At 64.5% G+C, this 12,492-nt stretch carries 11 protein-coding genes; 9 read left to right on the top strand and 2 right to left on the bottom strand.

The window, feature by feature from the left end; genetic code table 11:
* The first annotated feature begins 188 nt into the window (after nucleotides 1-188).
* The 5 genes from BZG29_RS01245 (at nucleotide 189) to BZG29_RS01225 (ending at nucleotide 5,382) form a co-directional block, all read left to right on the top strand.
* A complete protein-coding gene (locus BZG29_RS01245; protein ID WP_077398323.1) occupies nucleotides 189-1,601 on the top strand; it encodes an ATP-binding protein in 1,413 nt (470 codons plus the stop codon).
* Nucleotides 1,598-2,140: a hypothetical protein gene (locus BZG29_RS01240; protein WP_253192747.1), complete on the top strand. Its 543-nt coding sequence runs from the start codon at nucleotides 1,598-1,600 to the stop codon at nucleotides 2,138-2,140. Before BZG29_RS01245 ends, BZG29_RS01240 begins: the two co-directional genes overlap by 4 nt.
* Nucleotides 2,137-3,504 (top strand): sigma 54-interacting transcriptional regulator, encoded by a 1,368-nt coding sequence (locus BZG29_RS01235; protein ID WP_077398322.1) that lies wholly within the window; start codon nucleotides 2,137-2,139, stop codon nucleotides 3,502-3,504. The genes BZG29_RS01240 and BZG29_RS01235 overlap by 4 nt, the downstream gene beginning before the upstream one ends.
* 277 nt (nucleotides 3,505-3,781) lie before the next feature.
* Nucleotides 3,782-4,144, top strand: a complete 363-nt coding sequence (locus BZG29_RS01230) for a BON domain-containing protein (RefSeq protein WP_034752546.1) — start codon at nucleotides 3,782-3,784, stop codon at nucleotides 4,142-4,144.
* Between the two features lie 233 nt (nucleotides 4,145-4,377).
* Nucleotides 4,378-5,382: a bile acid:sodium symporter family protein gene (locus BZG29_RS01225; protein WP_077398321.1), complete on the top strand. Its 1,005-nt coding sequence runs from the start codon at nucleotides 4,378-4,380 to the stop codon at nucleotides 5,380-5,382.
* Here BZG29_RS01225 and BZG29_RS01220 read toward each other — a convergent pair.
* Nucleotides 5,379-6,128, bottom strand: coding sequence for a sterol desaturase family protein (locus BZG29_RS01220; RefSeq protein ID WP_216350341.1), 750 nt, complete (start codon nucleotides 6,126-6,128; stop codon nucleotides 5,379-5,381). The two genes, BZG29_RS01225 and BZG29_RS01220, sit on opposite strands and share 4 nt — an antisense overlap.
* 199 nt (nucleotides 6,129-6,327) lie before the next feature.
* Here BZG29_RS01220 and modA point away from each other — a divergent pair, with 199 nt between their 5' ends.
* From modA to BZG29_RS01200, 4 genes are read left to right on the top strand one after another with little or no spacing between them, the layout of a single operon-like run.
* Complete coding sequence (gene modA, locus BZG29_RS01215) at nucleotides 6,328-7,086, top strand: molybdate ABC transporter substrate-binding protein (RefSeq protein ID WP_077398319.1); 759 nt, start codon at nucleotides 6,328-6,330, stop codon at nucleotides 7,084-7,086.
* Between the two features lie 16 nt (nucleotides 7,087-7,102).
* Entirely contained in the window at nucleotides 7,103-7,774 is a 672-nt protein-coding gene (modB, locus tag BZG29_RS01210) for a molybdate ABC transporter permease subunit (protein ID WP_077398318.1), read from the top strand.
* A 17-nt stretch (nucleotides 7,775-7,791) separates the two neighbouring features.
* Entirely contained in the window at nucleotides 7,792-8,493 is a 702-nt protein-coding gene (locus BZG29_RS01205) for an ATP-binding cassette domain-containing protein (RefSeq protein WP_077408903.1), read from the top strand.
* Nucleotides 8,494-8,533: 40 nt separating this feature from the next.
* The gene (locus BZG29_RS01200) at nucleotides 8,534-9,301 is read left to right on the top strand and encodes a TOBE domain-containing protein (protein WP_077398317.1); all 768 of its coding nucleotides are present in this window, start codon (nucleotides 8,534-8,536) and stop codon (nucleotides 9,299-9,301) included.
* Nucleotides 9,302-9,372: 71 nt separating this feature from the next.
* On the opposite strand, the gene BZG29_RS01195 is transcribed toward BZG29_RS01200, so the two are convergent.
* Nucleotides 9,373-12,447, bottom strand: a complete 3,075-nt coding sequence (locus BZG29_RS01195; RefSeq protein ID WP_077398316.1) for a response regulator — start codon at nucleotides 12,445-12,447, stop codon at nucleotides 9,373-9,375.
* Between the last annotated feature and the right edge of the window lie 45 nt (nucleotides 12,448-12,492).

Genomic DNA, 12,492 nt, shown 5'->3' with positions numbered 1-12,492 from the left:
TTGATGCCTGTATGAAGCTTTTCCCTATTGTACTAGGAGTATCTGCGCGCCGCCGCCGTGGCTTGCTTGTCGATCGCAAAAGCAACAATATTGCCAGATTGGCTATTTTTTGACAGGTGGCGCCTCGCGATGAACGCTTAGCGTACCATGCGCCTTTTGCACTCCAGACTGAACCGAAGGCGCCCATCTTGTCCCGACTTTCCTTTCGCCAACTGCTATTTGCCGCCTTCATTTTGACGACGGGCATTTTGACGGCCACCTCCGTGCAAGCCCTGCTGACCCTGGAACACCTGGCGCGGCTGGGGCGCGAGACGGCGGCGCAGGCGATTGCCCTGACGGAACAGTCGCAGCGCCTGTCCGAGCGCACCTTGGCCATGGAGCGCAGCGCGCGCCAGTTCCTCGTGCTGGACGACCCCGTCTTCCGCGAGCGCTACGCGGCGGCCCGCGACGAAGCGACGGCGGCGCTGCAAGTGCTGAACCGCGCCACGCCCGAGTTCGCCCCGCAGCTGGCCGACGAATGGACGGTGCAGGCGCAAGCGGCGTGGGAAGTCTTGCAAGCGGGTAAGCGCCGCAAGCGCGACGGTCACGCCGTCGTGTACCGCGCGTTTGCCCGCATGACGCAGATCAATGACAGCCTGGCGCGCGAAAGCAAGACGGAAATCGGCAGCCGCAACGATGCCCTGCTGGCCGAGCTGGAACGCCAGCGCCGCTTGCTGGGCGTGCTGGTGGGCGGCGCCGTGCTGCTGGCGGCCGTGCTGGCTACCTGCTTCGGCTTTTTGTTGTCGCGCCCGCTGCGCCGCATCGAGACGGCCATCGAGCGCCTGGGCGACAAGCGCTACGACCAGCCCATCGTCGTCGGCGGCCCGGCCGACACGCGCCGCCTGGGCCAGCAGCTCGACTGGCTGCGCCAGCGCCTGGCCGACCTCGATGCCGACAAGGAACGTTTTTTGCGCCACATCTCGCATGAGCTGAAGACGCCGCTGGCGGCCCTGCGCGAAGGCGTGGCCTTGCTGGAAGACGAGGTGGCCGGCAAGCTCAGCGAGGGCCAGCGCGAAATCGCCGGCATCCTGCAGCAAAACACGGCCTCGCTGCAAACCCAGATCGAAGACTTGCTGCGCTACAATACCGCCGCTTTTGACGCCCAGCATCTGGCGCACAGCAAGGTGGACTTGCTGGTCTTGCTGCAAGATGTGGTGGCCGGGCAGCGCCTGCAATGGCTGGCGCGCCGTTTGACGGTCGAGGTGCAGGGCGAATCGCTGATCGTGCAGGCCGACCGCGACAAGCTGGCAACTGTGCTGGCGAACCTGCTGTCGAATGCCGTGCGCTTCAGCCCGGAAGGCGGCACCGTGCGTTTCACCCTGTCTGGCGAAGGCGGCCGCGTGCGCATCGATTGCATCGACGAGGGGGCCGGCGTGGCGCCCGAGGATGCCGCGCGCATCTTCGAGCCGTTTTACCAGGGCGTGCGCCAGGCGGCCGGCGCGCGCAACGGCAATGGCATCGGCCTGTCCATCGTGCGCGAATATATCGCCGCCCACGATGGCAGCGTCACTCTTTTACCGCGCCCCGCCGGCGCGCATTTTCGGATAGAACTGCCCATATGATGACGAGAATTTCCCTGGCCGGCATGGCCGCCTGCGCGCTGCTGCTGGGCGCCTGCGCCGCCAAGCCCGCCAAACAGACGCCCGTGCTGGTGCAGACGCCGCCGCGCGTGGTGGTGGTGATGGACCCCCAGCTGGCCGAACTGCTCGCGTATCAAAGCGCCTTGCGCCTGATGACGCCGTCGGAACTGGTGAAAGCGCAGCTGGACCTGGCCAAGGCCGATCACGCGCCGCACAACACGCTGCGCCGCGCCATGCTGCAAGCGGCCCTGCGCGGTCCCGGCGACCTGGCCCGTGCGCAAGCCTTGCTGGAACCCTTGCTGACGGCGACGGGCAAGGAGGCGCAGCTGCTGGCGCCGCTGGCGCAATTACTGGGCAGCCAGTATGCGGAGCTGCGTCGCCAGGAAGAGAGCATCGACAAGCTCAACACGCAGTTGCGCGACGCCCAGCGCCGCATCGACTTGCTCAATGAAAAGCTGGAAGCGCTGAAAAACATCGAGCGCAGCCTGTCCGTGCGCCCCGCCGCGGGAGCGCCGAAATGAGCGAGCACGCCCACATCTTGCTGGTCGACGACGATCCCGACCTGCTGCGCCTGCTGACCATCCGCTTGAAGGCGGGCAACTACCGCGTGACGGCCGTGGGCAGCGCGGAAGCGGCGCTGGCGCGCCTGGCCGTGGAATTGCCGGCCCTGGTTATTACCGACGTGCAATTGCCGGGTCGCGACGGCCTGGCCCTGTTCGATGAAATCCGCCGCCAGCACGCGGCCCTGCCCGTCATCTTGCTCACAGCCCACGGCACCATTCCCGATGCCGTCGACGCCACGGCGCGCGGCGCGTTTGCGTATCTGACGAAGCCGTTCGACGGCAAGCTGCTCATGGAAAAGGTGGCGTACGCCATCAACTTGTCCACCGTCATGCCGGCGCCGGCGTCCGGCGACGAGAGCTGGCGTGCCGAGCTGATCAGCCGCAGCGCGCAGATGGCCGAGCTGCTGGCCGAAGCCAAGCTGGTGGCCGGGTCCGACGCCAGCATTTTGATCCGCGGCCCCAGCGGCACGGGCAAGGAATTGCTGGCGCGCGCGCTGCACAACGCCAGCCGCCGCGCCAAGGCGCCGTTCATCGCCGTCAACTGCGGCGCCATCCCCGAGCAGCTGCTGGAATCGGAACTGTTCGGTCACGTCAAAGGTTCGTTTACGGGCGCCGTCGGCAACCGCGAAGGCTTGTTTCAGGCGGCCGACGGCGGCACCCTGTTTCTGGACGAGATCGGTGACATGCCCTTGCCGCTGCAAGTCAAGTTGCTGCGCGTGCTGCAGGAGCGGGCCGTGCGCCCCGTGGGCGCCGACCAGACGCGTCCGGTGGATGTGCGGCTCCTGTCGGCCACGCACCGCGACCTCGATGTTGCCATGGCGGAAGGGCAATTCCGCGAAGACCTGTATTACCGCCTGAACGTGGTCACCTTGACCCTGCCGCCGCTGGCCGAGCGCCGCGAAGACATCGCCTTGCTGGCCAACCATTTCCTGCAGAAGCTGGCGGCCAAGTACCAGAAACCCCTGAACGGCTTCGCGCCCGACGCCCTCACGGCCCTGGTGGCGGCGCCCTGGCCCGGCAACGTGCGCCAGCTGGTCAATGTGGTCGAGCAGGTGTGCGCGCTGGCCACGGCGCCGCTGGTGCCCTTGTCCCTGGTGCAGCGCGCGCTGCGCGTGCCGTCGCTCGAAGCGCTCAGCTATAACGAAGCCAAGCAGCGCTTCGAGCGCGACTACCTGATCCAATTGCTGCGCCTGACGGATGGCAACGTGGCCGACGCGGCCCGCCTGGCCGACCGCAACCGCACGGAGTTCTACCGTTTACTGCAGAAATACGAGCTGACGCCGGCCCTGTTCCGGGCCGATGGCGACCCTGTCGCTGAATAGCGACAAAAATAAAGTGTTAAAAATCAGCGGCTTAGATTGAAACATTGATATTGTTGCCACAAGCTGTCGCTGCCAGGCGACAAAAAGCCCGGATTTTCTGGCCAGATCCGTCTGAAACACGCTGGAAAAATCGAGTTCGAGTATAAGTCGTTGATTTTCAAGGAAAATTAAAAGCTGGCACGGTGCTTGCTGTATGGGTAGATGTGACGCTTCAAAGTGTTGCTGTTTATTGCTATAGCCAAGTAAGAAGCTTTTAACTTCATTGAGAGGAACTACCATGCAAACATCGAAACTGTTCAATACCCTGGTCGCCGCTATCGTACTGTCGGGCGCCTCGATCACCGCTTCGCATGCAGCTGACTCCGCCCCAAAAGCACAAGCTCCTGCTGACACCGTCGTGGCCGCCAACGCCGCCGCCGCCGTCCCTGATGAAACCATCACTTCCTCGGCCAAGGCCGCCCTGAGCGCCGATGCGCAAGCCGCTGCCCTGCCCGTCAAGGTAGCAACCCAGCAAGGTGTGGTCGTCCTGTCGGGCGACGTGCCGAGCGCCGAAGCGGGTGACCGCGTCGTGCAGATCGTCGCTTCCGTGAGCGGCGTGAAAGAAATCAAGAACGAGCTGAAAGTCAAAGCCGCCGGCTAAGCCCCTCGCGGTAACGCCTCGCGCTGTACTTTACTCCGGGTTGCCCTGTCTGCGGACAGGGCATTTTTTTGTCCGCACGGTTTTACCCGGCCAGCCATGCCGATGCCGCCAGGCAAGGAGCCGGGCAAGGAGCAGGGAAATACAAGTAGAATAGCCAGCACTGGCGCCGCTCCCGGCGCTGTTTGTCATCCCCGGCACAGCGTTGCACGGCTGCGTCGTTACCAGGCTACCGCATGTCTTCTTTTTCTCCCGCTGCCCTGTTGCGCAATCTGAAACCCGATAACTTCACCATCGCCCTGCTCGTTACCGTGGCGCTGGCTACTTTCCTGCCCTGCACGGGCCAGACGGCTGTGGTCTTCGGCAATATCACTACCGTCGCCATCGGCGCCCTGTTCTTCCTGCACGGCGCCAAGCTGTCGCGCGAAGCCGTGGTGGCAGGCGCCATGCACTGGCGCCTGCACTTGCTGGTGCTGGCCAGCACCTTTGTCCTGTTTCCTCTGCTTGGCCTGGCACTGCGTCCGCTGGCGCTGACCTTCCTGACGCCCGACCTGTACATGGGCATCTTGTTCCTGTGCGCGTTGCCGTCCACCGTGCAGTCCTCAATTGCCATGACCGCCATGGCGCGCGGCAACGTGCCGGCCGCCATCTGCAGCGCTTCGGCTTCGAACTTCATCGGCATTTTCCTCGCCCCCATCCTGGTGGGCTTGCTGGTGGCCAAGGGCGCGGAAAGCAAGTCGTCGGTGGACGCCGTGCTGTCCATCGTCCTGCAACTGCTGCTGCCCTTCCTGGCCGGCCAGTTCCTGCGCCGCTGGATCGGCCGCTGGGTCGACCGCCACAAGGCCACCCTGAAATACGTCGACCAGGGTTCGATCTTGCTGGTGGTCTACACGGCCTTCAGCGAAGCCGTCAGCGAAGGTCTGTGGCATACGATTTCGGTGGAAACGCTGGTGGCCCTGGGCCTGATCAGCCTGCTGCTGCTGGCGCTGGTGCTGGGTATTTCGACCTTTGTCAGCCGCCGTCTGGGTTTCAACAAGGAAGATGAAATCGCCATCGTCTTTTGCGCCTCGAAGAAAAGCCTGGCCAGCGGCGTGCCCATGGCCAAGGTGCTGTTTTCCACGCGTTCGCTGGGCATGGTGATCCTGCCGCTGATGCTGTTCCACCAGATTCAGCTGATGATTTGCGCCGTGATCGCGCAAAAGTATGCGCGGCGCGACGAGGCGGCGGCGGTGCGCGTCTAGGGGATGGACGGGGTCTTGCTGTGCACCGGCCACGTCAGCGCGTCAAGCAAGGTGCCCGGCGCCTTGCCCGTGTCCAGGCCCGTCGGGGGATACTCTCCCGCGCGGGGAATATGGTGGGTGCCGAACAGCCAGTCGAAGACGGGGAACAGCCCCGCGAAATTGCAGTTGAAATGCTCGGCTTGCACCGAGTGATGAACGCGATGGTACTGCGGAGAATTGCACAGCATCCAGTAACGGCCAAAGCCGACCCGGACATTCATGTGCGGGAAAACATGATACAAGCCCAGCATCCCGTACATTCCCAGAATCACCATGTTGGTCTTGAATAAGATCCCCGCCAGCAGATAGATACTCAGCGCCTTGATGCCCGCTTCGGCCCAATAGTGCCGCGTCGTTGTGCTGGCATTCATGGCCGTATCGCTGTGATGGAAGGAATGCATGGCCCACAGGGCGGGTACGTGGTGTTGCACGCGATGAAAGACGTATTCCAGAAAATCCATGCAGAGGGCATACGCGATGAAGGCCGGCGCCAGCATCCAGCCTGAAGAGGCTAGATTGATGAGCCCGCCGCCGGCCGCATTGACAAACTGTACCGTGACGATGGCCGTGAGCGGGGCCAGCATGGCGCCGCTGGCGGCATAGATGAGCATATACGCAAGATTGAAGCGTGACGCCCCCGCAGGCTGTTGTTGCAGGGGATGCCGCCTCTCGATGAGCAATGCCAGAACAATGACCGCCAGGAGCATCAAGGGGCCAAGCAGTAGCGCTGCGTATCCCATCGTTTAACCCTGGAAAGTAGTGGATAGTTGTCTCTTGTTAAAAATAGTCCGGTCATCCCCGTCTGTCAATGCCATTGGCATTGCCTTGACCCATGCAATGGCAGAACGCTATATATAAGTGTATATTACGCTCCTTGTTCACCGTTCACTTTACAAGGATACGATCATGCGCCTCACCTCCCTCGCCCGCCTGCTTGGCACCGCCCTGCTGGCCACCGCCGCCACCTCCGCCCTTGCCGGCGAAGTGGTGGTGTCGGCCGCGGCCAGCCTGACGAATGCGTTCAAGGATGCGGCGCAGAGCTACGAGGCGCAGTATCCGGGCAGCAAGGTGTCCTTGAACTTCGCCGCCTCGGGCGTGCTGCTGCAACAGATCGTCAAGGGCGCGCCCGTGGACGTGTTTGCCTCCGCCGACCAGGAAACCATGGATGCGGCGCAAAAGCAGGGCCTGGTATTGCCGGCCGACCGCATGGACTTCGTCGGCAACAGCCTGGTGCTGATCGTGCCGCACGATAGCAAGCTGGGCATCAAGAACTTGAGCGACCTGACGCACAAGGGCGTGACCCGCGTGGCCATCGCCAATCCGGCCAGCGTGCCCGTCGGCCGTTACTCCGAAGGCGCGCTGAAGAAGGCGAAGCTGTGGGACGCCGTGCAGCCCAAGGCCATCGGCACGCAGAACGTGCGCCAGTCGCTCGACTACGTGGCGCGCGGCGAAGTCGATGCGGGCTTTGTCTACGCCACCGACGCGGCCATCATGAAAGACAAGGTGAACGTGGTGCTGGACGTGCCATTGGACGCGCCCGTGCTGTATCCGATCGCCACCATCAAGGGCAGCGGCAATGCCGCTGAAGCGAAGCGCTTCGTCAGCTACCTGCAGACGGCGCCGGCGCAAGCCATCCTCGCCAAGTACGGTTTCAAGAAGCCATAAGGTAAAACGAACGCGCATGGATATCGCCTGGACCGCGCTGGCCCTGTCGCTCAAGGTAGCGGCGTGGGCCACGGCGCTCAATTTGCTGCTCGGCATCGGTACGGGCTATCTGCTGGCGCGCACGCGTTTTCCCGGGCGCGAGCTGCTCGACGCCCTCCTGACCCTGCCGATGGTGATGCCGCCCACCGTGCTCGGCTATTACCTGCTGGTGCTGCTGGGCCGGCGCGGCACGCTGGGCATCTGGCTGCAGGACAACTTCGGCATCAACCTGATCTTTACGTGGCAGGGCGCCGTGATCGCCTCCACGGTGGTCGCCTTTCCCCTCGTCTTCAAGCCCGCGCGCGCCGCTTTCGAAGCGGTCGACGGCCAGCTGGAGCAGGCGGCCCGCGTGCTGGGCATTTCGGAAATGGCGATCTTTTTCCGCGTGACCTTGCCGCTGGCCTGGCGCGGCATCCTCGCCGGCGTGCTGCTGGGCTTTGTGCGCGCGCTCGGTGAATTCGGCGCCACCCTGATGGTGGCCGGCAGCATCCCCGGCAAGACGCAGACCCTGTCGGTGGCCGTGTATGAAGCCGTGCAGGCGGGCCAGGACGACGTGGCCAACACCCTGGTGCTGATCACCTCGGCCGTGTGTATCGTGGTGCTGCTGTCGGCCGGCCGCCTGGCGCCCGGGCGCATCGCGCACAAATGAGGCCTATGATGACGCCCATGCAACTCGACCTCGACCTCCGCGCCACCTTGCGCTCCGGCAAACGCCGCTTCGACCTGCACGTGCAATGCACCTCCAGCAGCCAGCGCATCGCCATGTATGGCCCGTCCGGCGCCGGCAAGAGCATGACCCTGAAAGCCATTGCCGGACTGTTTACACCGGACGCGGGCCATATCCGCCTGAACGGGCGCACCCTGTTCGATTCCGCCGCCGGCATCAACTTGCCGCCGCAGCAGCGCAATGTCGCCTACCTGTTCCAGGATTACGCCCTGTTCCCGCACCTGACGGTGCGCCAGAACGTGGGCTTCGGCCTGGCGCGCGGCTGGTTCAACCCGCGCGCGCACGAAAAATTGCAGAAGGTCGAGCATTGGCTCGACGCGTTCCACCTGCAGGAACTGGCGCACCAGTTCCCCGACGAGTTGTCCGGTGGCCAGCGCCAAAGGGTGGCGCTGGCGAGGGCGCTCGTGGCCGAGCCAAACGCGCTGCTGCTCGACGAGCCGTTCGCCGCCCTCGATCCGGCCCTGCGTGTCAAAATGCGCCTGGAGTTGAGCCAGTGGCAGCAGCGCCTGGACGTGCCTATGATCCTGATCACACATGATCCCGAAGATGCGCGCATTCTGGGTGAACATGTGCTTTACTTGCGTGACGGACAAATTGACAGCATGGAAGAAAATAAGGCATTAGGTGAACGCATTGGATAAATCAGCGGCAGCGGAAATCGGCCTGCAAGGCTCGGTATGGATGACGGTGGGCGGAGAAAACCTGGGCGGCGCCGGGCGGGTGGAATTGCTGGGCGCCATCGCCGAATGCGGCTCCATCACGCAGGCGGCCAAGCTTGTGAAGATGAGCTACAAGGCGGCCTGGGACGCCATCGACGCGATGAACAACCTGGCCGGCGAACCGCTGGTCGAGCGTTTGACGGGCGGCAAGGGCGGCGGCGGCACGCGGCTGACGCCACGGGGGCGCCAGCTGGTCGACAATTTCCGTATCATCGAGCGCGAGCATGCCCGCTACCTGCGCCAGTTGGGCAGCCAGGCGGAAGGCATCGCCGACGATCTTTTACTCATACGGAGAATGGCCATGAAAACCACGGCACGCAATCAATTCCTCGGTAAAGTTGCTGAACTGAAACAGGGCGCCGTCAACGATGAAGTCACCCTGGAATTGCCGGGCGGACAGCATATCGTGGCCATCGTCACGCAGGGCAGCAGCGCCAGCCTGGGCCTGGTGCCGGGCGCGGAAGCGTTTGCGCTGATCAAGGCCTCGTCCATCATCCTCGTGACGGACAGCCAGGGCGCGCGCTTTTCCGCGCGCAACCAGCTGGCCGGGGTCGTGACGCGCGTGCAGACGGGCGCCGTCAACACGGAAGTGGTGCTGGACCTGCCGCGCGGCGGCACGATTGCCGCCATCATCACGAACCAGAGCAGCACCGAGCTGGGCATCGAACTCGGCAGCAACGTGACGGCAATATTTAAAGCGTCCAGCGTGATTCTGGGCGTGCCCGCCTAAACCCACAGCAAGGACTGGGGTCGTACCCTGAGGGTACGACCCCGGCCTTGATCTCTTGGGTTCAAACGAGCTTAATCCTTCAGCCTGGACAACCAATCCGCCGCCGCCGCCAGCGCCTGCTCCAGTTCCTGCGCCGTCTGCGCCAGCAGCGCCGGCACCTCGTCCAGGCGGCCCGCGTCGATGGCTTCCTCGGTGGCGAACGCGGTGCGGATCAGGCGTTTCGTGCCCAGGGTGCCGACGGAGCCGCGCACGCTGTGCAGGATGCGCGCCACGTCGCTGTGGCGGCCCGCCTGCAAGGCCGTTTCGGCGTCGCGCACGGGCGTCATGCCCTTGTTCAGCGCGTCTTCCACCATGCGCCGCAGCACGCCGCGCCCCTTCGCATCGCGCCCCATCACGCGCATCAGCGGCGCCATGGAAAACACTTCTTCATCGGCGACGCGTGCCGGCTCGGCCGTCTGTACTGGCGGGCGCTTGGGCAGGTGGCGCAGGATGACTTCCATCATTTCTTCCACCACCACGGGCTTGGCGATGAAATCGCTGATGCCGGCCGTCATGCAGCGCTCGCGCTCGGACGCCAGCACGCCGGCCGTCATGGCGATCACGGGCAGGCTCAAGCGCAGTTCCGTGCGGATGATGTGGGTGGCGCTGAAGCCGTCCATGACGGGCATCTGCATGTCCATCAGCACGATGTCGTAGCGCAGCGCTTCCGTGCGCAGCCGTTCCACCGCTTGCAAGCCGTCGCCCACCACGTCCAGGGTGGCGCCCATGTGTTCGAGGATGCCGCGCGCCACGGCCTGGTTCAAATGATTGTCTTCCACCAGCAGGAAATGCACGCCGGCCAGTTCCGTGCCCAGCGGCTGGTGCAGCATGCGTTGCTCGCCGCCGTCGTTCTTGGCGATCAGCGCCTGGTGCAGGGCATCGAACAGGCTCGAGCCCGTGATCGGCTTCATCAGCACGACGTCGGCCTCGGCCGCGCTGGAGATTTCCTCCAGGTGGTTGCGGGCGAAGGCGTTGACCATCACCACGATGGGCTGGCGCTGGCCGCTGGCCGCCTGGCGGATGGCCTTGGCCGTGGCCAGGCCGTCCATGACGGGCATGTGCCAGTCGGCCAGCACCACGTCGTATGGTTGCTGCTGCGCCAGGCGTTCGCGGTACAGTTCGATGGCGGCAAAGCCGGAATCGACTTCGTCGGCCAGCCAGCCCCACGCCTCGATCAGCTTGACGATCAGTTCGCGCGTGGTGCGGTTGTCGTCGGCCACCAGCAGGCGCAGCTGGCCCAGCGCCGGCGTGCGCCGCGTTTCGGCCGGCTGCGCCAGCATTTCGAAGGGCACGCTGAACCAGAAGCGGCTGCCCTTGCCTTCGCTGCTGGCGACGGCGATGTCGCCGCCCATCATGTGGATCAGCTGCTTGCTGATGGCCAGGCCCAGGCCCGTGCCGCCGAAGCGCCGCGTGATGCTCTGGTCGCCCTGGGAAAACGCGGCAAACAGCTGCTGTTGCTGCAGTTCCGTCATGCCGATGCCCGTGTCGCGCACTTCGAAGCGCAGCCAGGCGCGGCCGTTTTCTTTCTCGGCCAGGCTGACGGCCACCACCACTTCGCCGCTCTCCGTGAACTTGATGGCGTTGCCGGCCAGGTTGACGAGGATTTGCTGCAGGCGCTGGGCGTCGCCGACGAGGCGCCGCGGCACGTCAGGCTCGACGGCGATGGCCAGTTCCAGCTCCTTTTCGCCCGCATTCATCGTCATCGTCGTGGCCAGCGTGTTCATGACTTCGTCGAGGTCGAATTCGACGGGCGACAATTCCATGCGCCGCGCCTCGATCTTCGAATAGTCGAGCACGTCGTTGAGGATGCCCAGCAGCGACTGGCCCGCCACGCGCACCATGGTCAGATACTTGCGTTGTTCCGTATCGAGCTTGGTATTGCCCAGCAGATACACCATGCCCAGCACGGCATTGAGGGGCGTGCGGATTTCATGGCTCATGTTGGCCACGAAATCGCTCTTCGCGCGGTTGGCCGCCTCGGCACGGTCGCGTTCCTGTTCCAGTTCCGCCGCGCGCGCTTCGAGTTCCTGCTGCATGCGGTCGCGTTCGCTCATCAGGCCGTTGAACGCTTCCGTCAGTTCGCCGATCTCGTCGCGCTGCTGCACCGGCACGGGGGTGAAACGGCTGCCGCTGGTGCGCAGGGCCAGCAGGGTGTCGCGCAGGCGCACCAGCGGCGACAGCAGGCGCACGGTGACCCAGCCCAGAACGGCAGCGGCCAGCAGCGAGGCGAGGATGCTCCACAGCACCAGCCGGTACAGCACGCCATCGAACGGTTCGAATGCATCGTCGACGGGGAGCGAGGCGGCCAGCAGCCAGTTTACGGATTTCAGGCGCTTGAAGCTGTTGACGGCCGTGATGCCGCGGCTGTTGGTGCTGACCATGCTGCCTTCGCCATCTTCCTTCAGCAGCCGGGTCGTCGTCAGGTTGGCGTTCGGCTGGCGCGGTTGCAGCAGCCGGCTGGTATCGGGATGCAGCACGTAGCGCGGCACGGCGCCGCGCGTGAGGATGAAGTAATAGCCGCTCTTGCCGATCTTTTCCGAGCGCAGGCGGCCCAGCAGGTTGTCCTTGTACAGGCGCAGCACGCCGATCACCACGCCGGCCACCTGGCCATCGGCGGCCAGCACGGGCGCCACCATCTGCACGATGGGCATGCCGCTCGACTTGCCCAGCATCGGCTCGGTGATCATGGGCTGGCGGGTGCGCAGCACGGTCTGGAAATACTCGCGCTCGGCGACGTTGATGCCGGCGCGCCCCGCCACCTCCGGCATGTCGGCCACGATGGCGCCCTGCGCGTCGAGCACCAGCACATCATCGAACAGCACCAGCATCGAGCGGCGCGAATAGTATTCGCGCAATTGGGCGGGCCGGGCGATCAATTCCGGCGGCTGCTGCCTGGCCGTCAGGGTGACGATCTGCAGCAGCATGCCCAGCTTGTCGTCGAGCTCGGCGGCGGTGCGGGTGATCAGGGACGATTGCTGGCTCAGCAGTACTCGGGTGAAGTCGTCGCGCATGTGCTGCACCTGGATCATGGTGACCAGCGCGATCATGGCGATCGAGGTCAGGCTGGTGGCCAGCGCGACTTTTGCTTTAATGCCGAGAGGCTTCATGATTTCCTTTTCAGTACCAGGCGGCACAGGCGGCAGATAATGCTG

Origin of the sequence: Janthinobacterium sp. LM6, from assembly GCF_002002885.1 — a bacterium.
Lineage (GTDB): Bacteria > Pseudomonadota > Gammaproteobacteria > Burkholderiales > Burkholderiaceae_D > Janthinobacterium > Janthinobacterium kumbetense.
Note: the sequence above shows the minus strand (reverse complement) of the source record. Positions and strands in the feature narration are given on the sequence as shown.